Source organism: Nitrosomonas sp. Is35 (assembly GCF_033063295.1).
In the GTDB taxonomy this organism is placed as follows: Bacteria; Pseudomonadota; Gammaproteobacteria; order Burkholderiales; family Nitrosomonadaceae; genus Nitrosomonas.
Genome location: NZ_JAWJZH010000001.1, coordinates 1647335 through 1672921, shown reverse-complemented (window position 1 = coordinate 1672921; position 25587 = coordinate 1647335). Strand labels below are relative to the sequence as shown.

At 46.8% G+C, this 25587-nt stretch carries 22 protein-coding genes and 2 riboswitches; of the genes, 19 read left to right on the top strand and 3 right to left on the bottom strand.

The genetic code is table 11. The features are described from left to right. Positions 1 to 46: 46 nt before the first annotated feature. Positions 47 to 266: riboswitch (cobalamin riboswitch) on the bottom strand. Between the two features lie 277 nt (positions 267 to 543). Genes R2083_RS07725 through R2083_RS07715 form a run of 3 tightly spaced genes read left to right on the top strand, consistent with a single transcriptional unit; the run spans position 544 to position 3286 of the window. Further along, the gene (locus R2083_RS07725) at positions 544 to 1443 is read left to right on the top strand and encodes an efflux RND transporter periplasmic adaptor subunit (RefSeq protein WP_317538068.1); all 900 of its coding nucleotides are present in this window, start codon (positions 544 to 546) and stop codon (positions 1441 to 1443) included. Then, positions 1440 to 2609: an ABC transporter permease DevC gene (gene devC / locus R2083_RS07720; protein WP_317538067.1), complete on the top strand. Its 1170-nt coding sequence runs from the start codon at positions 1440 to 1442 to the stop codon at positions 2607 to 2609. The genes R2083_RS07725 and devC overlap by 4 nt, the downstream gene beginning before the upstream one ends. Further along, entirely contained in the window at positions 2609 to 3286 is a 678-nt protein-coding gene (locus R2083_RS07715) for an ATP-binding cassette domain-containing protein (protein WP_132429147.1), read from the top strand. The genes devC and R2083_RS07715 overlap by 1 nt, the downstream gene beginning before the upstream one ends. 84 nt (positions 3287 to 3370) lie before the next feature. On the opposite strand, the gene R2083_RS07710 is transcribed toward R2083_RS07715, so the two are convergent. Beyond that, positions 3371 to 4483, bottom strand: coding sequence for a transglutaminase domain-containing protein (locus R2083_RS07710; protein ID WP_317538066.1), 1113 nt, complete (start codon positions 4481 to 4483; stop codon positions 3371 to 3373). A 90-nt stretch (positions 4484 to 4573) separates the two neighbouring features. Here R2083_RS07710 and R2083_RS07705 point away from each other — a divergent pair, with 90 nt between their 5' ends. After that, the gene (locus tag R2083_RS07705; protein ID WP_317538065.1) at positions 4574 to 5251 is read left to right on the top strand and encodes a dienelactone hydrolase family protein; all 678 of its coding nucleotides are present in this window, start codon (positions 4574 to 4576) and stop codon (positions 5249 to 5251) included. Between the two features lie 21 nt (positions 5252 to 5272). Here R2083_RS07705 and R2083_RS07700 read toward each other — a convergent pair whose 3' ends face one another. Beyond that, on the bottom strand, positions 5273 to 6721 hold the full coding sequence (locus R2083_RS07700; protein WP_317530444.1) for an undecaprenyl-phosphate glucose phosphotransferase: 1449 nt from the start codon (positions 6719 to 6721) through the stop codon (positions 5273 to 5275). After that, the gene (gene epsL, locus R2083_RS07695) at positions 6718 to 8004 is read right to left on the bottom strand and encodes an XrtB/PEP-CTERM-associated polysaccharide biosynthesis outer membrane protein EpsL (RefSeq protein ID WP_317538064.1); all 1287 of its coding nucleotides are present in this window, start codon (positions 8002 to 8004) and stop codon (positions 6718 to 6720) included. The genes R2083_RS07700 and epsL overlap by 4 nt, the downstream gene beginning before the upstream one ends. A 511-nt stretch (positions 8005 to 8515) precedes the next feature. Between epsL and metK the strand changes: the two genes are divergently transcribed. The 15 genes from metK (at position 8516) to R2083_RS07620 (ending at position 25129) form a co-directional block, all read left to right on the top strand. Further along, positions 8516 to 9679: a methionine adenosyltransferase gene (metK, locus tag R2083_RS07690; protein ID WP_317530644.1), complete on the top strand. Its 1164-nt coding sequence runs from the start codon at positions 8516 to 8518 to the stop codon at positions 9677 to 9679. 49 nt (positions 9680 to 9728) lie between these two features. Next, a riboswitch (S-adenosyl-L-homocysteine riboswitch) is annotated at positions 9729 to 9807 on the top strand. Positions 9808 to 9826: 19 nt separating this feature from the next. Beyond that, positions 9827 to 11260 (top strand): adenosylhomocysteinase, encoded by a 1434-nt coding sequence (gene ahcY / locus R2083_RS07685; protein WP_317538063.1) that lies wholly within the window; start codon positions 9827 to 9829, stop codon positions 11258 to 11260. A 139-nt stretch (positions 11261 to 11399) separates the two neighbouring features. Further along, a complete protein-coding gene (gene metF / locus R2083_RS07680) occupies positions 11400 to 12254 on the top strand; it encodes a methylenetetrahydrofolate reductase [NAD(P)H] (RefSeq protein WP_317538062.1) in 855 nt (284 codons plus the stop codon). Positions 12255 to 12444: 190 nt separating this feature from the next. Then, positions 12445 to 13134 (top strand): hypothetical protein, encoded by a 690-nt coding sequence (locus R2083_RS07675; protein WP_317538061.1) that lies wholly within the window; start codon positions 12445 to 12447, stop codon positions 13132 to 13134. A gap of 82 nt (positions 13135 to 13216) precedes the next feature. Continuing rightward, entirely contained in the window at positions 13217 to 14083 is an 867-nt protein-coding gene (folD, locus tag R2083_RS07670) for a bifunctional methylenetetrahydrofolate dehydrogenase/methenyltetrahydrofolate cyclohydrolase FolD (RefSeq protein ID WP_317530648.1), read from the top strand. Positions 14084 to 14117: 34 nt separating this feature from the next. Next, entirely contained in the window at positions 14118 to 16784 is a 2667-nt protein-coding gene (gene aceE / locus R2083_RS07665) for a pyruvate dehydrogenase (acetyl-transferring), homodimeric type (protein WP_317538060.1), read from the top strand. Positions 16785 to 16855: 71 nt separating this feature from the next. Beyond that, entirely contained in the window at positions 16856 to 18160 is a 1305-nt protein-coding gene (aceF, locus tag R2083_RS07660) for a dihydrolipoyllysine-residue acetyltransferase (RefSeq protein ID WP_317530650.1), read from the top strand. Between the two features lie 30 nt (positions 18161 to 18190). Next, positions 18191 to 18868 carry a nicotinate-nucleotide adenylyltransferase gene (gene nadD / locus R2083_RS07655; protein WP_317530651.1) on the top strand — a complete coding sequence of 226 codons (678 nt, stop codon included), beginning with the start codon at positions 18191 to 18193 and terminating at the stop codon, positions 18866 to 18868. Then, positions 18865 to 19191 (top strand): ribosome silencing factor, encoded by a 327-nt coding sequence (gene rsfS / locus R2083_RS07650; protein ID WP_317530652.1) that lies wholly within the window; start codon positions 18865 to 18867, stop codon positions 19189 to 19191. Before nadD ends, rsfS begins: the two co-directional genes overlap by 4 nt. A 35-nt stretch (positions 19192 to 19226) precedes the next feature. Beyond that, positions 19227 to 19697: a 23S rRNA (pseudouridine(1915)-N(3))-methyltransferase RlmH gene (rlmH, locus tag R2083_RS07645; RefSeq protein WP_317538059.1), complete on the top strand. Its 471-nt coding sequence runs from the start codon at positions 19227 to 19229 to the stop codon at positions 19695 to 19697. A 100-nt stretch (positions 19698 to 19797) separates the two neighbouring features. After that, entirely contained in the window at positions 19798 to 20418 is a 621-nt protein-coding gene (locus R2083_RS07640) for a Maf family protein (protein ID WP_317530654.1), read from the top strand. Positions 20419 to 20497: 79 nt separating this feature from the next. After that, complete coding sequence (rng, locus tag R2083_RS07635; protein WP_317538058.1) at positions 20498 to 21952, top strand: ribonuclease G; 1455 nt, start codon at positions 20498 to 20500, stop codon at positions 21950 to 21952. An 813-nt stretch (positions 21953 to 22765) separates the two neighbouring features. Beyond that, on the top strand, positions 22766 to 24103 hold the full coding sequence (locus tag R2083_RS07630) for a SulP family inorganic anion transporter (RefSeq protein WP_317530656.1): 1338 nt from the start codon (positions 22766 to 22768) through the stop codon (positions 24101 to 24103). 287 nt (positions 24104 to 24390) lie between these two features. After that, positions 24391 to 24795, top strand: a complete 405-nt coding sequence (locus R2083_RS07625; RefSeq protein ID WP_317530657.1) for a universal stress protein — start codon at positions 24391 to 24393, stop codon at positions 24793 to 24795. 112 nt (positions 24796 to 24907) lie between these two features. Continuing rightward, entirely contained in the window at positions 24908 to 25129 is a 222-nt protein-coding gene (locus tag R2083_RS07620) for a hypothetical protein (RefSeq protein ID WP_317530658.1), read from the top strand. The last annotated feature ends 458 nt before the right edge of the window (positions 25130 to 25587 follow it).

Genomic DNA, 25587 nt, shown 5'->3' with positions numbered 1-25587 from the left:
GCAATGAAAACCGGTCAACATGCCACTGATTGCCCGCCGCAATACCGTAGAAATATTCATTTCGGGCCGGTCTCCGGACTGATGAGTGGAAGCGATTCCACATCTGCGTCTTCCCGTGTGATGACACAGTGACATGTTGCAGATGGTTAACTCATTTACCGTTGCGGGGGCAGTGCTGGCTTTGTTGCATTCGACTGAAACGCACCAGCTTCCCGTTTAACCTTCAAGAACGAAACCTTGAAGGCACCTGAAATGTGAGCGCGAAACATACCTGACCGCTGATATATCTGTCAAGAAATTGTCTCTATTCCGGTATTGTCATCTTTATTGAATCCACCCGTTTGCCGGATAAATTGCGTACATGAAATCGCCGGTAAGAGTCGAAGTTATCCTGTGGTTAGGAGATGCGTATGACGGTTTCGTGTCCATTCATGCATAATCTTAATTTGTGCGGCATCGCGATGCCCGTTTGGACTTGGAGTGGTATGAAAAATGCAACGATCAGGTTTTTGAATGAATGGATCAAAATAAAAAACTCTATCTATGTACGTTAAAGTAAGTTTTTCTATTTTTGCTGTTATCAGCGTAATCCTATGTAGCTCCTATGCGCTGGCTGAGGCGGGATGTTCGCTTGATGCGAAGCTGGGTATTGGTGCACTGGGACGCATTGAACCGCGCTCCCGGGTGATTAGAATTTCCCATAACGCCGGCCCCGAAGGTGCGCGTGTTGAACAGCTCTTTTTTCAAGAAACCGATCAAGTTAAAGCGGGCGATACATTAGCCATCTTGTCCGATCATCTTAAGAAAAAAGCGCAGGTGGAAGCCGCCAAAGCGCGCATCAAGGTGCTGGAAGCGCAGCGGGCTGTCGAGCAAGCCGCGCTCGCTTTCAATAAACGAGAATACTCGCGCTACCAATCGTTGGAACATAGCTCCGCTACCAGCATTTCGTTGGCCGATGCGAAACGGTTGGCGCTTGAGCAATCCGGAATCAATCTGAAGCGCTTGTCGGCCGAGATTACTCAAGCGCAATCCGAGCTGAAAATAAACGCAGCGGAACTGAGCAATACGCAGATTGTTGCACCCATTGACGGTACCCTATTAAAAATTTTTGCCCGCCCAGGAGAACGGATTGGCGATAAGGGAATGCTGGAAATGGCGGATTTGACCGAGCTGGATGTCGTCGCGGAGGTTTTTGAATCGGATTTGCTGCGGATCAAGACGGGGCAATCCGGATGTATCCATGCCGTGGGTTTCAAACGGCCCTATCTGGCACAGGTTAGAGAACTGGGATTTCTGGTGCGGAAAAACGATTTGAACGATACCGACCCCTTAGCTGATCGTGACAATCGTATCATCGAAGTGCGCCTGACGCTTGAAGCGGAGGCTGTCGCGGATTTGCGGCACCAGATTTTCCGCCAGGTTAAGGTGCGGATTACGCCGTGAATAAGCTGGCCTGGTTTTATTTTCCCGCCCGCTTGGCGTGGCGGCAGCTCATTTTTGACCGATCCAAGCTGGTGGCTGCGATTTGCGGGGTATTGTTCGCTTGCGTTCTGGTATTTATGCAATTGGGCTTCAAGGATTCCTTGTACGCCAGTGCAGCTTCCGCACCGGTCAAATTGAGCGGCGATTTATTTTTGATGCACAAACAAAGCGAGGCGATGTGGCGGCCGATCCAGTTCAAACGCAGCGAGTTGATGCGTGTTCTGGGAAATCCGGCGGTTGCAGAAGCTTATCCGCTGTATCTCGGTTTAGCGCCGTTCAAAAACATTAAAACTCAAGTCAAGCGCACATTGATGGTTTACGGTTTCGATCCGGATTCGATGATCTTCAATGTCGACGAGGTCAAAAACAAACGGGAAGAATTGCGGCTCAAGGATACCGTGCTGTTTGACGAGTACTCCCGTCCGGAATTCGGCCCCATGCGCCAATTGCTCGAGGCGGACCGGAATGTTACGGAAATTAACGATTATAAAGTGAACGTCATGGGATTATTCCGCATGGGCGTGTCGTTCGCCGCTGATGGCAATGTCATCACCAGTGATTTGAATTTCATGCGCATTTTTCCCAGAAGAAATCACGGTGATATCGATATGGGTGTCATTAAACTACACCTCGGCGCATCGGCCAAACAGGTTAAAGCGGAGCTTAAGAGCGAACTGAACGAATTCATCAATATTTTTACCTATGAAGAATTGCTGAAATACGAGAAGGATTATTGGGCCAATACCGCGCCGATCGGGTTTATTTTCGGTTTCGGCACGGTGATGGGATGGGTGGTCGGTCTGGTGATTGTCTACCAGATTTTGTTTACCGACATCGCCAATCATCGCAACGAATTCGCGACACTCAAAGCCATGGGTTATGAGCACGGTTATTTTGTCCGCCTGGTGTTTGCTTCGGCTTTCTTTCTGGCGGTGCTCGGATTTATCCCCGGTTATCTGCTTTCTGTGGGATTGTATCATCTGGCTGAATCACAGATGTACATGCCGATGCCGATGCTGTGGAGCAAGATGATCACAGTGTTTCTGTTTATTCTTTCCATGTGCGTCATGGCCGGGTTGCTGGCCATCCGCAAGTTGAAAGATACCAATCCGGCGGATATGTTCTGATGTCTACAGTCATTGATGTCGAGCACTTGAATTTCAGTTTTGGCAGCGGCGAGTTAACGCAACCGGTGCTGAAAGACATCACCCTAGCCATCCGCAAAGGTGAAATCGTATTGATTACCGGGCCTTCCGGTTCCGGCAAAACAACTTTTCTGACTATTATCGGCGGTCTGCGCCAGGCTTTTCACGGTAGCGTGAAAGTGCTCGATCAACAACTCATCAACAGCAGCGAGCAGATTAGAGTCAAAGCCCGGCAGCAGATCGGCTATATTTTTCAACAGCATAATTTGCTCAAATCACTCACGGCATTGCAGAACGTCAGCATGACTTTGGAAATGAGCAATACACTGACAGAGCAGCAAAGACGCGATCGCTCCGCGGAAGCGCTGATCGCCGTGGGATTGGGTGACCGGCTTGATTACAAACCGGGACAGCTTTCAGGCGGACAGCTGCAACGTGTTTCCATCGCACGTGCATTGGTCGGGCAGCCAAAAATCATCCTGGCCGATGAGCCGACCGCATCGCTGGATAAGCAAAGCGGTTATGAAGCAGTCAGTCTACTGAAACGATTAGCCAAAGAATCACAAACCGCGATTCTTTTGGTCACGCATGATTATCGCATCCTGGACATCGCGGACCGGGTGGTGGAACTGGAAGATGGAGTGATCAAAAGTGTTTGAGTGGCCGCTGATTGCGAGGCTTCTATTTTTTATCCCGTTGAGATTCTTGCAGTCTTTACCGATTGTTAATAAATAGCCATGGTGCTAAAACTTGGCGCCGGTACCGACGAGTTCGGCTGAAGTGATTTTATAGGAAAAGTTCTCGTGATCCAGACTATCCAAGAGTTTTCCGTCAATTTCCGCTTGCGGATACATGAAGAATGGCAACTTGCTGGCGGCATTACCAGGATTCAGCGCCAGATCTTCGGCGTGGTTGAACGTCAACCAATTCATCTCCCAGGTGCCGAAGAATTTTTCTCTTAAGTGCATGATTTTTGCATCGTCCAGCGGCAGTTTTTCCAGTTTGGATACTTGTCGCACATCGGACGGATTGACCGGTATCCAACCGTGCCCGGCCAGAAAGAATTCTGCGCGGCAGTGCTGCGATTGGCTGATATCGCCATATTGCCCGATGGAATTGTGCAGGCTTGATTCATTAATGCGAATACCGTATTGGTTACGCGCGGGGATATTGGCCGCTCTGGCCAGTGCGACAAATAATGAATTCAAATCAACGCATTTTCCGTTGAGTTCATTTTTCTCGAGCATGGCTCTGACATCGCCTTGACCGCGTCCACGCGTGTTTTCATCGTATTGCGCATTATCGATTACCCAATCATAGATTGCTTTTGCTTGTTGCACTGTCGTTTCGGCATGCTTTTCTTTCAGAATGGCATGAACGGTTTCACGCACAATGCCATTGGTCGGCTTCAAATGCGTCGGGTTAATATAATGCTTGATGCTATTGGGCAACGCTGAATTCTTGATGGCGGGATAATGCGCCAGATCAAAGGAATGATGAGAGGTTTTTACGATGCAACTGACGCTGACATGGCGTTGACCGCTTTTAGGTTTACCCTGCCACTCCGCTTTGAATGCCGGGAAGGGATTCGCGCCGAGGGTGGAAAATGATGCTTTGCTCGCATTACCGCTCCAGTTACTGCCTTGCGTGAATTGAAAAGCGGAATCATTGGTGTCGGGAAGCGGGAGCCATAAACGGGCCGTATTGCCTTTGGCCGGAAGATCGACTTGATAGCTGAGGCGGTAACTGGTCCAGTTGCTGAAGTCCGATGAGAGCAGTTGCTTAGCTATTAAGGATGAAGCAGGGAAAGAGAGTACACTTGTGCCGATTAATTTTATAAAATCCCTGCGTTTCATAACTTCCTTTATGGTGAATTCGTTGAGTTGCGGAATTTTATCTGATCGATTTTTTATGTCAATACAATGTGAATGGGTATTTTTTCATCGATGAAAAAAGCAATTGATTTATTACCCGCTGTGGAAATTGAAACCGGTGGCTCACCGGCGCATGCCATTGTGTGGCTGCACGGTCTGGGCGCTGATGGTAACGATTTCGTGCCTATCATCGATGAACTGACGCTGCCGCCCGGCGCGTCGATTCGATTTATTTTTCCGCATGCGCCGGAGCGTGCAGTCACGATTAATAATGGTTATGTCATGCGCGCCTGGTACGATATTTATCGCGCAGACTTTAACGACCCTGAGGATCAATCCGGTATCCGGGATTCGCAACAAGCGTTGGATGCTTTGATTGAAAGAGAGGTGCAGCGTGGTATTCCTTCCGGTCACATCTTTCTCGCCGGGTTCTCGCAAGGCGGCGCAATGGCATTGCAGACCGGATTGCGTCAAAACAATCCGCTGGCTGGCATCATCGCCTTGTCATGTTATTTGCCGCTCGCGGAGACTCTCGCAGTGGAAGCCTGTGACGCGAATGCAACGACACCGGTATTCATGGCGCATGGCATTTACGATCCGGTAATACCACTCTCACATGCTGCGGCGTCTCGCGATAAATTGCTGGCAACCGGTTATCCGCTCGAATGGCATGAATATCCCATGGCGCATAGTGTATGCGAAGCAGAAATTGCGGATATCAGCCGCTGGCTGCGGCATATTATCGGTTAGCGATTATCCCAACGATTGATGCTAGTAAGCATTATCTTTTTTGAAGACGACCAAGACGGTTTTGAAGATGATCCAGAGGTCGAGCCAGATGGACCAATTTTTGAGGTAGTAGAGATCGTGTTCGATGCGGGCTTTCATTTTTTCCAGCACATCGGTTTCGCCGCGCCAGCCGTTGACCTGAGCCCAGCCGGTGATGCCGGGTTTGGCCATATGGCGCAGCATATAACCCTTGATTAACTTGCGGTAGAGCTCATTATGCGCCACTGCGTGCGGACGCGGGCCGACGATACTCATTTTACCTTCTAGCACATTAAAGAACTGCGGTAACTCATCCAACGACGTGCGGCGCAGGAAGCCGCCGATTTTGGTCAGACGCTGATCGTTCTGTTTCGCTTGTTGAATCGTGGCGCCATCCTCGGTCACCGTCATCGAGCGGAACTTATACACGATGATTTCCTCCCCATTCAAACCATAGCGGCGCTGCTTGAAGATCACCGGGCCGGGCGACGTGACTTTCACCGCCAAGGCAATACACGCCATGATGGGTGATAGCAAAATAATGATCAGCACAGCCAATATAAAGTCACTGATACTTTTCACCACCCCGTCGACACCGATGAAAGGCGACTCGTTCATGGCCACGACCGGCGTATCGCCGATGTACTCGAAACGCGCCTGCATCAAATCGAAGATATAAATATCGGGCAGAAAATAGATCGACGACGTGGTATCCGGCAACTCATCCATCAATTTCTGAATGCGCGGCTGCGACGACATCGGCAGACTGATGAACACCATCTCGGTATTATGCTTCTTGATATAAGGAACAACATCGTCCAATCCCCCCAAACGCGAACCGAAGTCGTCCGGTCTGGTGATGGCAACGGCGGACGAGGGATCATCCGGCTCATCGGACTGGGAGCCGAAGTTGCCGGCGGCGATGCGTGAACTGTTGCGCTCATCGAAGAAACCCTGATAACTGATCAGCAAAAAGGGCAGCTCGGCAATGTGACGAATGAACGCCAGACTGTTTTCATTCGCCCCGATCACAATCGCCGAACGCAATTTACCCTTGTTGTACAGATTGTTGATAATGCTTCGCACCGTAATGTGGCTCGCAATCAGCATCAACGGCGTGACGATGAACCAAGTCAGCAGCACTTGCGGAGAAAATTGGTTGTGAAATTTGGTGGCATACCCCAGAAACACCAGGATAGTGATAATCATCAGCCAACCCACCACCGTATCGCGCATATAAGCAAACAAACGCCCCTTGCGCCAATTGCGGTAAATGAGAATGCGCTCGTAAATGTAGGTGGAAACGAAAAAGGTAATGATGACCAGCACCAGGTAGTAACTGGTGAAATCTTCATCGTACAACCAGGCGGTCAGTATCAGCATGCTCCAGATGATAAAAGGATCGAGCAGATGCTTGAAAAAGGCTACTATCGGTAAATCGTTAACTGTCATCGTTTTCCGTACGTGTATTGCAGATTGATATTGGCGCCATTGGCGTTAAATCCGCCCAATCTGTTATTGGTTTGTAAATCATTGTGATAGACCGAAGCCATCAGCTGCAAACCAGGGTAGGGGGCGTATATGAGTTTTACCGCGGCATTGCGAAGCGTATTGTGCGTGCCGATCGGTGCGAAGGAATCGGTAAAGATTGAAAAGTTATCAAACTTCAGATCCTGATAGGAAAAATCTCCTTGGAGTTTCACTTTTTGTGTGATATCCCAATACGGTATAAAACTGCCCCCGGTGTTAAGGCTGAAGCTAGCGGTAAGCATTTGCAGTGCAGCGGTCTCGCGCCAACCGCTCACCGATAATCCAACCCGGTCGGTGAGTTGCCAGCTATAGATTAGGCGGGCATTAAATCCGTTAAAGTCACGTACGGGGAAACTTGCATTGGTACGCTCTACCCATCCGCCCGTTCCGTAAAGATTCGATTTAGCGGTTACGGCCCAGTTGATTTTTGCCAATGCCTCTTTCTGATGATAGCTATTGTCTGTTAATGAACCATCGGCTGCCAGGACACGAACCGGAAAATCACCGATGGTGCCGCGAAACAGCACGCCGATGGTATTTCTGCCCGATGTCACAAAATCGATTCCGCCTTCGAAGCGATCTTCAATACGGTTAAGAAAGCGCAAGTTGGGACTGTTTGAATTGAGATCGTAGCGGGTGTAAGCGCCATTCAAGCGCCAGCGTGGATGGAGACTCCAGCTGGCGTTAAAAAACTCGGTTTGTTCGGTTCTCACATTTTTAACGCCCGGCTGAAACAAAAACGGCGCCAGTGACTGCACATAACTGGCACCCATATTACCTTCCAGACGGTTGCCAAGAAACCAACGCCAGCTGCCACTGAAATTCTTCAGGTTATTATTCATCTGGTCGAATCTCTCAAAACGGGTATGCGACCAGTTTAAATTCGCATTCAAGCGTTGCCGCCCGACTTCTTTCTCAAACATCACGCCGCCGGTAAAGCGATGGGAGATATCAAAAAGATTACTCGTACCCAGCAGCGGCACGGGATCCATACCAGTGCGCAAACGCAATATATTGTCGTCCGCGGTAAAGCCATAGCTGCCGAAAGGCTGTATCAGCTTACCAAATGCAGCGGCCCATGCGGTGTGGCTGCACAGCAGCAATACCATCCCCGCAGCCGTGAGCGCCTGCAGCCGGGTGGTTCGTGAGAAGCAGATTGCGATAGGCGTAATGGACTGAGTGATACGAGTAAATGTAACTTCCATGAATTGATGGTTCATTAACTTGAGATTCTCAGAGTTTCCAGTGGACAAAAATCAATGCGTTTGACACAACGACACAACCTAACCTTCCCATAGCATGTTCTCATAAAATTATTTCTAACAACACTTTTTCGATAAGAAAAAACACTTCTTCGCTTCGTTACTGTCCCTTATTCGATATTTTTAACAAATTGGGTTAGAATTTCTTACAGCTAACGGGTGAGAATGGGTAATACACGCTACGAAGCTGATTATGTTGATGTATAAACTGGATTGAATAGAGAATTCATTTTCGGAAAGCAATTGAATTGTCAATTTGTCCAGCAAATGCATGTAAGCATAAAGTGCGTTGTTATTGACAGCACTATGAAATAGATCAGCTAATCACCGTCTATTTCCATGATGCATGGTTTAATTCTTCCGTCACAATAGCATTGTCGAAATTGACAGAGTTCTATTTTCAAAGACACAATCCGCTATACTTAAAACTTATCATTATTTTATTGGTTAAATTATGAGTGAATATCTTTTTACTTCTGAGTCTGTTTCTGAAGGGCATCCTGATAAGGTTGCCGATCAGATTTCTGATGCTGTATTGGATGCAATTCTGAGTCAAGATCCTAACGCGCGGGTTGCATGCGAAACGTTGTGCAGTACAGGGTTGATTGTTTTATCAGGCGAGATAACGACCCATGCATCGGTTGATTACAATATCATTGCGCGTGAAACGGTTAAAAATATCGGTTATACCAGTTCAAATATCGGTTTCGATTCGACTACGTGCGCCGTATTGACCGCATTCAACAAACAATCGCCGGACATCGCCCAAGGTGTTAATCGTTCCAAAGAGGAAGAAATGGAACAAGGAGCGGGCGATCAGGGCCTCATGTTTGGTTACGCTTGCGACGAAACACCGCAATTAATGCCCATGCCCATTTTTTATGCGCATCGTTTGGTTGAACGGCAAGCCGAATTGAGAAAAAAAGGCCAATTGCCTTGGCTGCGCCCCGATGCCAAATCACAAGTTTCAGTGCGTTATCAAAACGGTAAGCCGCAGCAAATCGAGACAGTGGTGATTTCCACGCAGCACGATCCGGATATTTCACATTCCGCTTTGAGCGAAGCGGTTATTGAAGAAGTCATTAAACCGGTATTACCTGCTTCGATGATCAGTAACCGTATTCAATATCTGGTGAACCCCACCGGGCGTTTTGTGGTAGGTGGTCCGATGGGCGATTGCGGCTTGACCGGACGTAAGATCATTGTCGATAGCTATGGTGGTGCAGCGCATCATGGCGGCGGTGCTTTTTCCGGCAAAGATCCATCCAAGGTAGATCGATCCGCCACCTATGCTGGACGTTATGTGGCTAAAAATATCGTGGCGGCTGGAATTGCCAGTAGGTGCGAAGTGCAGGTGGCATATGCCATTGGTGTTGCACGACCTGTTTCATTGATGGTCAATACATTCGGTACGGGTAAAATTGCCGATGAAAAGATTGTTCAACTCATCGAAAAACATTTTGATTTACGTCCACGCGGTATCATTCATGCGCTTAACTTGTTACGTCCGATCTATGCCAAGACAGCTGCTTATGGGCATTTTGGACGTGAACTTCCTGAGTTTACCTGGGAAGCTACGGATAAGGCCGCGCAATTACGTGCTGATGCCGGTCTCTAAATTTTCTGTAATCTTTGCCGACATTAATAACCTTTAATTGGTTTTCCCCTATGGTGAGGAGCGCTGCAGCGGTTGGTTCCGCGAGGCTCAGCATAGGCGGGTATTTGTCACAACGGCGCTCGTTCATAAATTGAGGAGATGATTATTATGAACGCTGTGCTTAATTCCGATGGTAGTTTCTTTACTGACTATAAGGTTGCTGATATTGCATTGGCAGAATGGGGACGTAAAGAAATCGCGATCGCTGAAACGGAGATGCCGGGTTTAATGGCATTACGTAAGGAATATGCAAACCAAAAGCCACTGGCAGGTGCCAGGGTTGCCGGTTCTTTGCATATGACGATTCAAACGGCGGTATTGATCGAAACACTGGTAGCGCTGGGTGCCGAAGTGCGCTGGGCTTCCTGCAATATATTTTCCACTCAGGATCATGCAGCTGCTGCGATTGCTACCAGAAATATTCCGGTATTCGCCTATAAGGGCGAGTCGCTTGAAGATTACTGGGAATACGCGCACAAGATTTTTGAATGGACGGCTGCCGGTCAATCGGTCGGCGCCAATATGATTCTGGATGATGGCGGGGATGCGACGTTATTGCTGATTCTGGGTACAAAAGCTGAGAAAAATCCTGCGGTTATTGCGAATCCAGGCAACGAGGAAGAAACCGCATTATTTGCATCGATCAAAAAGAAATTGGCAACCGAACCCAATTGGTACTCAACCAATCTGGCCAGGATACGCGGTGTAACAGAAGAAACCACGACCGGTGTGCATCGTTTATATGAAATGCAGAAAAATGGCGAACTGCCGTTTCCCGCTTTCAACGTGAATGACTCCGTCACAAAATCGAAGTTTGATAATTTGTACGGTTGCAGGGAATCTTTGGTTGATGGTATCAAACGTGCCACGGACGTCATGATTGCCGGCAAAATTGCTGTGGTTTGCGGATATGGTGATGTCGGCAAAGGCTGCGCACAATCATTGCGAGGTTTGGGAGCGACTGTCTGGATCACTGAAATTGATCCGATTTGCGCGCTGCAAGCTGCGATGGAAGGGTATCGCGTAGTAACGATGGACGATGCATGCAGTCAGGCGGATATCTTTGTTACCGCAACCGGTAATCTGCGCGTCATCACGCATGATCACATGCTGAAAATGAAGGATCAGGCGATCATTTGCAATATTGGTCACTTTGATTCGGAAATTGATATCGCATCCATTCAAAAATACCAATGGGAAAATATCAAACCGCAAGTGGATCACGTCATATTCCCTACCGGCCGCCGTATCATCGTGTTGGCACAAGGCAGGCTGGTGAATCTGGGATGTGCGACCGGCCACCCTTCTTTCGTGATGTCCAGCTCGTTTACCAATCAAGTATTGGCGCAAATGGAGCTATGGCAGAACGGTGCAAATTATCAGAAAAATGTTTATGTATTGCCTAAACACTTGGATGAAAAAGTGGCGCGTTTGCACATCGGAAAATTGGGTGTGAAACTCACTGAATTGACCGATGAACAGGCTAACTACCTGGGATTGAGCAAAAACGGTCCATTCAAGCCAGAAATGTACCGGTATTAATCGTCCTTCTTTTTTACTGGAAGAGCTGGCGCATGAATTTGCATCTGCTCTGCTGGTTCTTTCAGTAAGAAAATAATGATTATATCTACGTAGTTACGACAGTAGTCGTGCTAATTCTGTATCCATAGAGCTTGCAAAAATGGAATCACAAAAAAAATTTCCTCCTGCTTTCAGCTTTGAACTTTTTCCACCGCAAACTCCCGAAGGTGTTGAGAAACTCCGGTTGACGCGCCAGCAGCTGGCACGATTCAATCCCAAGTTCTTTTCGGTAACCTTTGGTGCGGGAGGTTCGACGCGCGAGCGGACGCTCGAGACCGTGCTGGAAATTCAAGCGGAAGGGCATGTCGTTGCACCGCATCTTTCTTGTATCGGCTCAACGCAACATAACATTCGTGCCATTTTGGAAAAGTATTACGAAGCGGGAATCCGCCATATTGTCGCGTTGCGCGGTGACTTGCCGTCTGGAATGGCGCAAGCCGGCGAGTTTCGTTACGCCAGCGAACTGGTAGCTTTTATCCGGCAGGAATACGGATCTTCTTTCCATATCGAGGTAGCAGCTTACCCGGAATATCATCCACAGGCGCGGTCTGCGCAAGCGGATTTTGATAATTTCAAACGTAAAATTGAAATGGGCGCCAGTTCGGCGATTACGCAATATTTCTATAACGCCGACGCTTATTTTCATTTTGTTGAGTTATGCGAGGCAGCCGGTTTGAATATTCCGGTTGTTCCCGGCATCATGCCGATCAATAAATTTTCACAACTGGTCAGATTCTCGGACACTTGCGGCGCAGAGATTCCACGTTGGATTCGTAAGAAACTCGAAGGTTATGGCGACGACAGTGAATCGATTCACGCTTTTGGATTGGATGTTGTCACTGGTTTATGTGAACAGCTATTGCAAGCCGGTGCACCCGGATTGCACTTTTATACGTTGAACTCCGCCAACTTGACATCCGCTATCTGGCAACGTCTTAATCTTCACGCGCGCTAACAATCAACTCGTAGCAGTACATTGTTTTATCAGATTCTACGCTAGTAAAACATCGTATCCACGAAATTGCCCGATACGAATTCATGGCAGAAAAGCCACGAAACCGGAATGAACTTTTTCCTGATTCCTTCAGCCAGTATATAATGCGCATCAATATTCTGATTAAAATAAAAAAGCATGGGGTTTCAAAATGACAAAGAAGATAGCTGCTTCTGATAAGACTACTGCAGAATTAGAGGGTGCAGATAAGACGGGTCCGGATGTTTCAATCATGGAAGCTTGTATTGCGCATGCCAAAGAAGTCAAGGCTACGCAACTCGAGCTTATTAAGAGCAAGGGTTATGATTTCGCGCCTGAATTCAGGGATATGACTGTTCAACTTTATTTGTTTGGTGTCATGTGGAAGTTCGCGGAAAACTTGGGCAGCGCTGATGATGCGCGTGAATTGGCGTTCGCGGCATTGGCGGAATTTTTCGTGCAAGAGCGCATGCCCCAGCAGAAAGTCGCCAAGCGCGTTGAGTTTCTCAGGAAAATGTCCAAAATTGAAGAAGATCACAATGCACTAGCGGTCGCTATCGGTTATGAATCTGAACCTGGTGATAACAGTCTGGCGGAAGTATTTGATCACTACGTAGATGATACGCAAGTATCCGGAGCGTTCTGGCGATTGTATGATCGCGGCAGAAAGATCATGTTGTACGGCGGTTTGGGAATTGCCTTTTTGGTGATTTGGTTTGTTACCTTATTCATGCCGGGAAATACCACGATTGCGATACTTGCGAGCGGGCTTATTGCTGCGGCGATTTTTGTCATTCCGGTATTTTTAATCGGTATTTTCATCTATCGCACAAAAATCAAGAAAGCGAAGCAAGCGAGCTAGTCCTGCTCGTGGAATCAAGATGTTCTAACTGTTCGGTGTATAGCAATTCACGTAGATTGATCAACCGGCTGCTGGTGTAAAAATGAGTGCTCAGATTATCGATGGAAAGAAATTGGCCGAATTGGTGCGGACTGAATGGAAAGCGCGCGCGGAAAAACTGATTCAACTGGGCATCAAGCCAGGGTTGGCAGTCATTATTGTGGGAGACAATGCGGCATCCAGTCTGTATGTCAGAAATAAAGTTAAAGCTTGCAGCGATATTGGTATTTATTCCGAAGTACATAGTTTTCCGCAGCATGCGGAACAGGATGAAGTATTGAATTGTATTCAGGTACTCAATCAGAATCCGCACATTCATGGCATTCTGGTTCAGCTACCGTTGCCCGCTCATTTTGAGAATAACCGCGTCATCGCATCCATCGCCGTTGAAAAAGATGTCGATGGTTTTCATCTGTATAACGTCGGCGCATTGGTTACCGGCAATACCATTTTTTCTCCTTGCACGCCGTACGGCGTGATGGTAATGCTGGAAAGAAACCGGATTCCGATTGAAGGACAACATGCGGTGGTGATCGGGCGCAGCAACATTGTGGGTAAGCCAATGGCATTCATGTTGCTGGAACAAGGCGCTACGGTGACTATTTGCACTTCAAAAACACGCAATTTGCAGCAATTTACCAAAAATGCGGATATTCTGGTTGTAGCGACCGGGAAGCCGCGTATGGTTACCGCCGGGATGGTAAAACCCGGTGCTGTCGTCATTGATGTCGGTATCAACCGATTGCCGGATGGGAAACTCTGCGGTGATGTCGATTACGACACCGTCAAGGAAGTTGCGGGTTTTATTACACCCGTTCCGGGAGGGGTTGGGCCTATGACCATCACCATGCTGTTGTGCAATACTATTCTGGCGGCGGAACGGGCCCAGACCGGTCTTAAAATCGGGTAAGCAAGTTAATAAACTTAAATGAGCGTGTGTGCATATGGAACAGCAACCGGACATTGATCCGCAGGAAACACAAGAATGGCTGGATGCGCTGGATTCGGTCATCGTCAGTGCAGGCGGCGAACGTGCTCATTTTCTACTGGAAAAACTGATCGAGAAAGCCCGCCGCTCCGGCGCTTATCTGCCTTATAGCGCCACGACCGCGTATATCAATACTATTCCCACAGGTAAGGAAGCACGCTCGCCGGGCGACAATGCCATCGAGCACCGGATTCGCTCGTATGTGCGCTGGAATGCGATGGCGATGGTGTTGCGCGCCAACAAAAATACCAATGTCGGCGGGCACATCGCCAGCTTCGCTTCAGCCGCGACGCTTTACGACGTGGGTTACAATCATTTCTGGCATGCGCCATGTGAAACGCACGGCGGCGATTTAGTCTATGTACAGGGGCATTCTTCTCCAGGCGCTTATGCCTATGCATTTTTATCCGGCGAATTGAGCCAAGAGCAACTGGATAATTTCCGCCAGGAAACGGGCGGTAATGGTTTGTCTTCGTATCCGCACCCATGGCTGATGCCTAATTTCTGGCAGTTTCCCACGGTTTCGATGGGACTTGGCCCGTTGATGGCGATTTACCAGGCGCGCTTTATGAAATACTTGGGCAGCCGCGGATTGGTCAATACCGACGGCCGTAAAATCTGGGCTTTCATGGGCGACGGCGAGATGGATGAGCCCGAGTCGCTCGGTGCTATTCCATTGGCGTCGCGCGAAAAATTGGATAATCTGATTTTTGTTGTTAATTGTAATTTGCAGCGTTTGGACGGTCCGGTGCGCGGCAACGGCAAAGTCATTCAAGAATTGGAAGGCGCTTTTCGCGGTGCCGGCTGGAATGTCATCAAAGTGATCTGGGGTTCGTATTGGGATCCGTTATTAGCTAAAGATACCAAAGGATTATTGCAGAAACGCATGATGGAATGCGTCGATGGCGAGTACCAGAACTTCAAAGCCAGAGACGGTGCGTATGTGCGCGAACACTTTTTCGGCAAATACCCGGAGCTGCTGGAGATGGTCGCTACGATGTCGGACGACGATATCTGGCGGTTAAACCGCGGCGGGCACGACCCTCATAAAGTCTACGCGGCGTATGCAGCGGCGGCAAAACATATCGGACAGCCAACGGTGATTCTGGCCAAAACGATCAAAGGGTATGGCATGGGTGAAGCCGGTGAAGCACAAAACATTACCCATCAACAGAAAAAAATGGGAACGACTTCGTTAAAAGCGTTCCGCAATCGCTTTGGTTTGGATATTCCAGACGACAAGATCGACGAAATCCCTTATTTGACGTTTGCCGAGGATTCGCCGGAATTCATCTATATGCGCGAGCGGCGCAAGGCGTTGGGCGGCACCTTTCACCGCCGTAAACCGCGCGCAGAAGCATTGCAGGTACCATCATTGTCCGCTTTTCAAGCACTGCTGAAGGCCAGCGGTGAAGGGCACGAATCGTCGACCACGATGGCGTTTGTGCGGATTCTGAATATTCTGGTGAAAGACAAGCAAATCGGCCGACATATCGTACCGATTGTTGCGGATGAATCGCGTACGTTTGGTATGGAGGGAATGTTCCGGCAATTAGGCATCTGGTCATCGAGCGGTCAATTGTATACACCGCAGGATGCGGATCAGCTGATGTATTACAAGGAAGACAAGCATGGGCAAATTTTGCAGGAAGGTATCTGCGAAGCGGGCGCTATGTCATCCTGGATCGCGGCAGCGACAGCTTATAGCACGCATGGGATCCAAATGATTCCATTTTTTATTTTTTATTCCATGTTCGGGTTTCAGCGTATCGGTGATTTGGCGTGGGCCGCCGGTGACATGCGCTGCCGCGGTTTTTTACTGGGCGGAACGGCAGGGCGCACCACATTGAATGGCGAGGGATTGCAACACGAGGACGGGCACAGTCATGTCGTTGCATCGACGATTCCCAACTGCGTAGCGTATGATCCGGCATTTGCGTACGAATTGGCGGTCATCATTCAGGACGGATTGCGCCGCATGTATCAAGAGCAGGAGGATATTTATTATTACATCACGGTGATGAATGAAAACTACACTCACCCTGAGATGCCGGTTGGTGCTGAAAAAGATATTTTGAAAGGCATGTATTTATTCTGTGAAGCGGATGCGGATGCGGATGCTGAAGCACCGTGTGTGCAACTGCTCGGCGCCGGAACCATCCTGCGTGAGGTGATTGCCGCCGCAGAAATACTAAAACAAGACTATGCTGTGCATGCCGATGTCTGGAGTGTAACCAGTTTCAATGAGTTAAGACGCGAGGCTTTGGCTGTCACCCGCTGGAATATGCTGCATCCGCAACAACCGGCAAAAGAATCGCATGTGGAAAATTGTCTTAATGGCAGAAAAGGCCCCGTAGTGGCCGCGACGGATTATATGAAAATCTATGCGGATCAGATTCGTGAATTTGTGCCGGGCAGGTATCGCGTGTTAGGAACCGATGGCTTCGGCCGTTCCGATACGCGTCAGAAACTGCGCCATTTCTTCGAGGTCGACCGGTTCTATATTACCGTGGCGGCACTCAAGGCATTATCGGAAGAAGGAAAGATCACCCAGCAGCAAGTCACTCAAGCCATTGAGAAGTATGGTATCGATCCGGAAAAATCCAATCCGGCGGCCAGTTGACCGGTGATGGATCAACAACAATGAATGTGCGTCATTGCATTCTCCCATTCGAAGGCGTGTGAGGAAAGCGTGTGGCTGAATTAAAAAAAGTGCTCATTCCGGATATCGGTGACTTTAAAGAAGTGCCGGTTATTGAAGTGCTGGTCAAAACGGGCGATATGGTGAAGGCCGAAGATTCGCTGATTACGCTCGAATCCGACAAAGCGACGATTGAAATTCCAGCGCCTTATTCCGGTTTGGTGAAGGAAATATTGGTCAAAGCGGGTGACAAAGTATCGCAAGGTAGCACCGTGTTGACCCTGGAAGTTTCTGATAACAACCGCGTGGAAGCGCTTCCTGAAGTTTCCGTGGCTGCCGCTGTTCAAAAAGAAACCGCACCGCAACCGCAGCAGGACGCTAAGCCGGTTGTTAACCAACCGCAGAATCTGCCACAAACTGTATCCACGGTCAGCAATGCTCCATCCAAAGCGCATGCCAGTCCGTCGATCCGCCGCTTTGCGCGGGAACTCGGCGTCAATCTCGATTTGATTACCGGCAGCGGCCCCAAACATCGCATTCTCAAAGAAGATGTGCAGGCTTATGTGAAAGCCGAATTGTCAAGATCCCGTGGCACCGGGACGGGTGCGGCATTGAATTTGCTGCCTTGGCCGCAGGTGAATTTTGCCAAGTTTGGCGCGGTTGAATTAAAACCGTTAACGCGCATTAAACAAATTTCCGGCGCGAATTTACACCGCAACTGGGTGATGATTCCGCACGTCACGCAGTTTGACGAAGCGGATATCACCGATTTAGAAGCATTGCGGAAAGAATCCAACGATAGCGGTAAAGAAAATAGAGTCAAACTGACCTTATTGGCTTTCTTGATGAAAGCGTTAATCGCACCTTTGAAGAAATTTCCCGAATTCAATGCATCGCTGGATAACGATAGCAATGGTGAAGCCAATTTAATCGTCAAGCATTATTACCACCTTGGCTTTGCCGTGGATACCGCCAATGGATTGGTGGTGCCGGTCATAAAGGATGTCGATCAGAAGGGGATCATCACTATTGCCGAAGAATTGGCGAGATTGTCTGCACTGGCACGCGAAGGCAAGTTAAAACCCACTGACATGCAAGGTGCGAGCTTTACCATTTCCAGCCTGGGTGGTATTGGCGGAACAGCTTTTACACCCATCATCAACGCACCGGAAGTGGCCATTTTGGGTATTTCCAAGGCCAGTATCAAACCGGTTTTTCGTGACCACCAATTTGTGCCACGCCTCATGCTGCCTTTGTCGCTTTCCTATGACCATCGTGTCATCGATGGTGCAACGGCGGCCCGTTTTACGACGCATCTATCGGAAGTATTGACGGATATGCGCTTGGCGTTGCTATGATCCGCATCGTTCATTTCTTTATTCACAACTATGGCTGTTACCGATAAGTTTCCACTGATTGGCATTTATGGCGGGACATTTGATCCTATCCACTATGGACATTTACGCGTTGCTGAAGAACTGCTGGATATCGCCGGTTTAAGGCGCATGATCTTTGTTCCCTCGGGTGCTCCCCGGTTACGCGCTGCGCCCACGGCATCGAGAGGGCATCGCACAGCCATGGTGCGGCTGGCCATTCAGGATAACAACCGGTTTTCGCTCGATGAACGGGAAATCAACCGGCCCGGAATCAGCACAACGGTGCAATCGTTACAGGAGTACCGGCGCGAGCTGGGAGATAACACCGCGCTTTGCTTTGTATTGGGCATCGATGCATTTGCTAAGATCAATCAATGGTCTGAATGGCATGAGTTATTCGATTTGTGTCATTTCATCGTGGTTACCCGGCCAGGCTTTGTTTCCATCAATGCAGGCCAGAATTTGCCCGACGAGGTGCGGAAAATATTGTCTTCCCGCTGTGTCACTGATGTCAGTGAGCTCGAATTGCAATCCGGCGGTTTTATTTATATGGCGCAAACATCGTTGCTGGAAATATCGGCTTCACAAATTCGACAGTTGATCAGCGCTGGGAAAAGCATACGCTATCTGCTGCCCGAGAGTGTCGCTGAGTATATTAAATTCAATCGTTTATACACTGAGAACCTATGAATTCAGAAAAACTGGTACCTGTCATTGTCGATGCTTTGGAGGAAATTAAAGCGCACGATATTGATGTGATTAATGTGTCCAAAATTACTGCGATGTTTGGATATATCATTATCGCCAGTGCCGACTCAACCCGTCAGACCAAAGCGCTGGCCAATAATGTGCAAGAAAAAGTTAAAACCGCCGGGGGAAAGGTTTACAGCATGGAAGGGGAGCAGACAGGGGAATGGTTGCTAGTTGATTTGGGTGATGTGATTGTGCATATCATGCTGCCAGCTGTACGCGAGTATTACAATCTGAAAGCGCTATGGTCGGAGCGGAATTAGCACGCTAAAGTACGATCAACTGATTTCTTTGGGTCATGAAATTTTTTATACTCGCGGTTGGAAACAAAATGCCGGATTGGGTAGAAGCTGGTTATGCCGAATATACCAAGCGCTTATCCCATGAAATTAACATTAATTTAATCGAGATTAAACCGGAAAAGCGGGTTGGCGGAAAACCGGTCGAGCAGCTTCTGCAAGCGGAAGCTCAACGGATTCGTGCCGTTTTACCGCCGAATTGCCACATTGTGGCACTTGATGAGCGGGGCCAGCAATGGACAACGGTGCAATTCGCGGATGTGATCAACACATGGATGGCAGCGGGCGAAGCTATTGCATTCGTTATTGGCGGTGCTGATGGACTGCATGGTGATATCAAGCGAACCGTGCATGAACTGATGGCTTTGTCGAAGCTTACGTTACCGCATGGTTTGGTTCGTGTGCTGCTGGCGGAACAGATCTATCGTGCAGTGTCGATTAACAAAAACCACCCTTATCATCGCGCTTGAACAGGATCACGGAAATGTGAAGCGCGCCCCGTGGTGATTAGGTTTTAAAATACAATGAATGAAATGATCAAATCCCGATTGAAAGTGATGATTGACTGTAATGCTCTCTGAGAATCAAATATATCTTGCATCAAGAAGCCCCAGAAGACGTGAATTGTTAAGGCAGATTGGGGTGAAATTCAACTTGCTGATGATGCGTGAAACACTAGGGCGTGCGATCGATATCGATGAACAGCCGCTTACGGGCGAGGCTCCGTCAGAGTATATCTACCGGGTGGTCCGGGCCAAAGCGAACGCCGGCTGGAAACGGATAATGCAACGCCACTTGCCGGTTTTGCCGGTGTTGGTGGCGGATACCATTGTGACGATAGATGGATGCATTCTCGGGAAACCGCGAGACAATGCACATGCCGAAGAAATGCTAAAAATCTTGTCAGGCCGCACGCATCAGGTTCTGACAGTGATCGGTGTTGGCGTGAAGGATGACGTGCAAATGCGGTTGTCGATATCAACGGTACGATTTCGTGAAATCAGCGAACGTGAGATTCGTAGTTATTTAGTGAATAATAATTCGCTGGATAAAGCAGGCGCATATGCCATTCAAGGCATGGCGGCCGCTTTCATTGTCGAGATGTCCGGCAGCTATAGCGGCATTATGGGGTTGCCGCTCTATGAAACAGCGCAGTTACTGGCAGAAACCGGTATAGAAATTTTCCAATAAGATTATGGTAGCGCGCTCTTAAGTCTGATTTATCGCTACATCCAATTTCTGATTTGTTTGAGAACCAATTGTATTGAATATGAGCAATGAGATTCTTGTTAATATCACGCCGCAAGAAACCCGGGTAGCAATATTAGAGCAGGGTGTTACGCAAGAACTTCACATTGAACGGACGAGCGGCCGGGGCATTGTCGGGAATATCTATAACGGCCGTGTCAGCCGTGTTTTGCCGGGGATGCAATCGGCTTTTGTCGATATTGGTCTGGACCGTGCTGCTTTCTTGCATGTGGCGGATATCCGCGACTCCAATCCGGAGGGCGATACGGCCAAACCTATTGAGAAACTGTTATATGAAGGGAATAGCATCCTGGTGCAGGTGATCAAGGACGCGATTGGCACCAAAGGTGCACGGTTGTCCACGCAAATAAGTCTGGCGGGCCGTTTGCTGGTATACCTGCCGCAAGAATCGCATATCGGTATTTCTCAGCGTATTGAAGACGATAGCGAACGTGAGTTGTTGCGGGAAAGGTTACAGCAGATTTTGCCGGCAGAAGAAAAAGGCGGATATATTATTCGCACCATGGCGGAAACCGCTGACGAGGCCAATTTGCGTGCCGATCTGGAATATCTGCACCGCTTATGGCGCGACATTCAACAGAAATCAGTGACGATTGCGGCGCCTGTTTTACTTTATCAGGATCTGGATCTCAGCCATCGGATATTGCGCGATTTCGTGGATGAAGATTCCACCCGGATTCTCGTGGATTCGCGGGAGAATTATCAACGGCTGGTTCGCTTCGCGCACAATTACATGACTTACATCGCTGAACGCATTGTGTTGTACACGGGAGATCGCCCGTTATTCGATTTGTATGGTGTGGAAGAAGAAATCGAAAAGTCATTGGCCAAACGTGTCAATTTAAAGTCCGGCGGGTATCTGATCATCGATCAAACCGAAGCACTGACCACGATGGACGTCAATACCGGTGGATTCATCGGTGTGCGTAATTTCGACGACACTATTTTCAAAACCAACCTGGAAGCCGCTCAGGTTATTGCCAGGCAACTGCGTCTGCGTAATCTCGGTGGCATTATCATTATCGATTTCATCGATATGGATTCCGAGGAACATAAGCAGGCGGTTTTAGCGGAATTCAACAAAGCACTGTCCAAGGATCGCACGCGCATAACCGTCAATGGATTCAGTGCCCTGGGGTTGGTTGAAATGACACGTAAGCGAACCCGGGAAAGTCTTGCACACGTGCTATGCGAAACCTGCCCGACTTGTCAGGGGCGGGGGGAAATCAGAACCGCGCAAACCATTTGTTACGAAATATTGCGCGAATTGCTGCGCGAAGCCAGGCAGTTTGAAGCCAATGAATTTCGCATTCTGGCATCGCAGCAAGTAATCGATCTTTTTTTAGATGAAGAATCGCAAAGCTTAGCCCAACTGGGTGATTTCATTGCAAAACCGATCAGCTTGCAGGTTGAAGAGTCGTATACGCAAGAGCAGTATGATGTGATCTTGATGTAACGTAATGCGGTTTTTAGCATTACTTTGCAGCTTCGTTTCAGTATCAAGGGCCGGTTCAATCTGCGGCTATTCTTTTATTATTAAAATTTTTCAATAACTTGTGGTCTGGTCTGCATATCAAGCGGATACTTAGAACGATATAAGTAAAATGAGGTGTCGATCACCCCTATTTTGCCTATATCGATTTCTTATCACTATTCCTACCTCTGTTTTTTGTAACTATCCATCAGCTGTTCAGCAACCGCTCTCTTTTTTGGTCTGTTCTTCTCTTTGAAAATAAGCTTTACTGAATTTTAATTGATTTAATTTTTTAGTGTCGTTTAGTTATATGAATTTATTGATTAAATTCTTAGAATAAAACTATTCTACCTGATTTCTTTAGGAATTAAATTAGAAATAATCTAAGGTTTTTACTTATTTTATGTAAGTAATTTACTTAACCTAGGTAAGTTTTTTGTCTTTAAAAATGCAATCAATTTGCCTGTTAACGGTAATAATTTTTTCTGATTAGATTGGCATTTTTGCCCATTAAATAATAATGGTTTTACTAATATACAACGCAATCCCGGCGCGATACGATTTACCTAAGCTTATTTTTTGAAGAATCGCCATCTCGAGAGCTGAGATAAAGAAGTTTTGTGATCTTGGAAGTATACGTTGCAGAAAAATGACGGATTGCAGAATACCGGTTTATTTCAACGATGAAAAATTCTTCAACAAGCTTTTTGACTATAAAGATTAAATTTATATTAAGTTGAACAGAAAGGTTTTATAAAGTTTATCACTAACAGTTTACGAGAGAGAGGTATTTTTATGGCAACACGGTCTGATGATGAATCGCTAGTCTCGCAGCAAAAGAAAGTAGAGGCTGCTAAGAAAGAGGGGTCGGCTGCTTTTCAGTCGCAGTATTTTTTTCGTGATACTGCAGCGGGTTTAATTACTGGAGCGATGGCGATTCCATTAACGATTGGTATTGCGATTATGTCGAACTATCCAATCAAAGTAGGCTTGGCTACAGTAGCTTTTGCTTCCTTGATTGGATGGATAAATGCCTGGTTCAAGCCGGGCAATTTTATTGGATCACCGGGTATTGCGGCCGGGTTGGCTCCAGTGTTGGCGATGGGTGTGGCTGCTTTTGGTATTCAGAATATGGCATTTTGTATCTGTATGACCGCCATTATGCAGGCCATTATTTGGAAGTTTAATTGGCAACGTTATTTGCTTGTTGCGGTTCCGGTATATCTGGTTGAAGGATTGCTGGCTGGTGTTGGATTAAAGATTTTGTTGAAATTCTCAGAATTTACCTACGAAATACCTGCGGAATTGGTGACGGAAGATTTCTGGAATGAAGCGCGTATTCAGATGGCGGCTATTTCAGCGGGTGGTCTTGGTCTATTTTTACTCTTATTTGCTAAGTTCAAAGATACACAACCGGCAGTTCCATATTTCGCGATCATTGTCGGCGGCGTGATCCTGGCGCAGTTTATGACTGTCCCTATGATTTCTGTAGAAGATATTGAGCTGCAATTGAAATTGCCATTACCGAGTGAAGATACGACAATTTTGATGTTGGCGTACATGATATTTTTCTGCGCCATGCTGGCGATTGTGGATGTGATTGAACAGGTGATGAGTAATGCGGCAATTGAGAAAATTGATCCGTTAAAACGTAAAACCAATAGTAATAATAGTTTGCTTGCAATCTGGATTGCTAATTTAGGCTCGAGCTTCTTCGGTGGTATGACCAACTTGGATGGTCTAGCTAAAAGCACGACCAATAAACTTGCTGGCGCGATGACTAAATTCTCGGTCTTGATTATTGGTTCCGTGGTGTGCTTCTTTACGTTTAATACACATTATCTTGATTATTTGCCCAAATTCGCTTTGGCGGCCATCATGTTATTTACCGGTTATAAGATGATTGCCGGGTTGGTACACGTTACACATTATGGTCCTTATGCGCTGATATTGGCATTCTTAACAGCGGGCTTAGTCTATAAAGTAGGTATTTTTGAGGGCTTGTTAGTTGCAATGGTGATCCATGGTGTAGTGCACTATTTGGTATATACCAAACATGAGAATATGCCTGGAAAATCAGTTGTTAAACGTTATTTTGACAATCTAAGAAAAGATAATAGTAATTTGCAGTAAGCATGTTGAATAGTATGGCTTTTCGTAAACTGTTAGTGATTTGCAAGCAAAAGAATCAAAGTATTACCGTAAAACGTATCGAATACATTGAGGAGAATTAGTCATGTTTAAAAAATTATTAGTATCTGTAATTAAACAGTATTTTGTTTATTTGAAAAAAATGCACAGCAATAATCTGCAAGACAAATTGCCGTCGCATAATTTGTCGTAATCCAATGGTGTTTAAGAACTAAAAGTATTACTACTTGGTTAACAAACCCAACAGGAATTCATTAAGAGAATAGTGTATGTACAAAAGAATAATGGTGGCAGTCGACGGTAGCGAGATAGCTCAGCAAGCGTTAGCGGAAGCAATAAACATAGCTAACACTTATAACGCAACTTTATGCATTGTTCATAGCATCGGCAGTGAAAATGAGGCCGATAAAAGTCGAGGCAATGAAATTCTTGAGAAAGCTAAATCCGATACTAATGTTTTAAGTGTCGAAACCCGTCTCATCAATGCCGAAGCTGAATATGGATTAAATGGTATCGCAGATGCTATTGCTGCCGCTGTTTATGATTGGAAAGCGGATTTGATCGTAGTGGGAACATCCAATCGTCGTGGATTGGAACGTTTCTACGTAGGTTCCGTTGCTGAGCAATTGGTTGCAAAAGTTGATTCTTCAATATTATTGGTGCGCTCAAAATAAAACGGGAAATTAAATCTGTTTATTTAAGGGTAATAAGTAACGTGCCTAACAAGAGTCAATACGTAAGCACAAAATTTTATAAACAATTATTTTTAATACCAAGGAAATTATCATGTCAACAAAACAAATATTTACTATTGCAATTATTGCTATAGGAGCTAGCTTGTTATCGATGTTTGAACTAACCCAGTATATCTTTAACTGGATTATTACCGATGGTCAGTTGGGATTGGCGTTTTTTGTTGCTTATATCGTGATCGCTTTAAAATTTGGTAAGTCAACAAGCAAAAAGAAATACGTAAATGGATATGAAGCGTCTTTGAACAGAAATTAAGTTTTTTAGTTTACTAATTATTTTAATTTTTGGATTTTCAATTTACATTTTGATTTAAGCAATATATTTGCCTCATCTTTAAATATTTACAATCCCTATTTATTGTAAATGGACCGCTTAACCCAAGCATTCAATGAAAAATTTTTCTTAAGAATGTCACAATGATCCTGGAGGTCATGGGCGTGTTGAATTGGGTTCTATATTTAATTTTTGCAGTTATTTTTTCTTTATTCTGTTTTGAGATATGTACTAGAAATTCTCAAAAAATGAATCATCGCCCTTCAAGAAACATCAGACTTCAGCTTTAAGAAATTGAAAACCCCGCTGTAATCAGCGGGGTCTTTTTTTGAACTATATGAGTTGATAATTTCAACTTGATTATTGGTTTTATTTCGACATTCTTTCACTGCTGCTTGTAACAGAACGATCAGATGAATTTCTCAATGATTTATTTTTAC

Coding starts and splice junctions, on each gene's coding strand:
- R2083_RS07725 (WP_317538068.1), top strand. CDS start 544: ATGTACGTTAAAGTAAGTTTTTCTATTTTTGCTGTTATCAGCGTAATC.
- R2083_RS07715 (WP_132429147.1), top strand. CDS start 2,609: ATGTCTACAGTCATTGATGTCGAGCACTTGAATTTCAGTTTTGGCAGC.
- R2083_RS07710 (WP_317538066.1), bottom strand. CDS start 4,483: ATGAAACGCAGGGATTTTATAAAATTAATCGGCACAAGTGTACTCTCT.
- R2083_RS07705 (WP_317538065.1), top strand. CDS start 4,574: ATGAAAAAAGCAATTGATTTATTACCCGCTGTGGAAATTGAAACCGGT.
- R2083_RS07700 (WP_317530444.1), bottom strand. CDS start 6,721: ATGACAGTTAACGATTTACCGATAGTAGCCTTTTTCAAGCATCTGCTC.
- epsL (WP_317538064.1), bottom strand. CDS start 8,004: ATGGAAGTTACATTTACTCGTATCACTCAGTCCATTACGCCTATCGCA.
- metK (WP_317530644.1), top strand. CDS start 8,516: ATGAGTGAATATCTTTTTACTTCTGAGTCTGTTTCTGAAGGGCATCCT.
- ahcY (WP_317538063.1), top strand. CDS start 9,827: ATGAACGCTGTGCTTAATTCCGATGGTAGTTTCTTTACTGACTATAAG.
- metF (WP_317538062.1), top strand. CDS start 11,400: ATGGAATCACAAAAAAAATTTCCTCCTGCTTTCAGCTTTGAACTTTTT.
- R2083_RS07675 (WP_317538061.1), top strand. CDS start 12,445: ATGACAAAGAAGATAGCTGCTTCTGATAAGACTACTGCAGAATTAGAG.
- folD (WP_317530648.1), top strand. CDS start 13,217: ATGAGTGCTCAGATTATCGATGGAAAGAAATTGGCCGAATTGGTGCGG.
- aceE (WP_317538060.1), top strand. CDS start 14,118: ATGGAACAGCAACCGGACATTGATCCGCAGGAAACACAAGAATGGCTG.
- nadD (WP_317530651.1), top strand. CDS start 18,191: ATGGCTGTTACCGATAAGTTTCCACTGATTGGCATTTATGGCGGGACA.
- rsfS (WP_317530652.1), top strand. CDS start 18,865: ATGAATTCAGAAAAACTGGTACCTGTCATTGTCGATGCTTTGGAGGAA.
- rlmH (WP_317538059.1), top strand. CDS start 19,227: ATGAAATTTTTTATACTCGCGGTTGGAAACAAAATGCCGGATTGGGTA.
- R2083_RS07640 (WP_317530654.1), top strand. CDS start 19,798: ATGCTCTCTGAGAATCAAATATATCTTGCATCAAGAAGCCCCAGAAGA.
- rng (WP_317538058.1), top strand. CDS start 20,498: ATGAGCAATGAGATTCTTGTTAATATCACGCCGCAAGAAACCCGGGTA.
- R2083_RS07630 (WP_317530656.1), top strand. CDS start 22,766: ATGGCAACACGGTCTGATGATGAATCGCTAGTCTCGCAGCAAAAGAAA.
- R2083_RS07625 (WP_317530657.1), top strand. CDS start 24,391: ATGTACAAAAGAATAATGGTGGCAGTCGACGGTAGCGAGATAGCTCAG.
- R2083_RS07620 (WP_317530658.1), top strand. CDS start 24,908: ATGTCAACAAAACAAATATTTACTATTGCAATTATTGCTATAGGAGCT.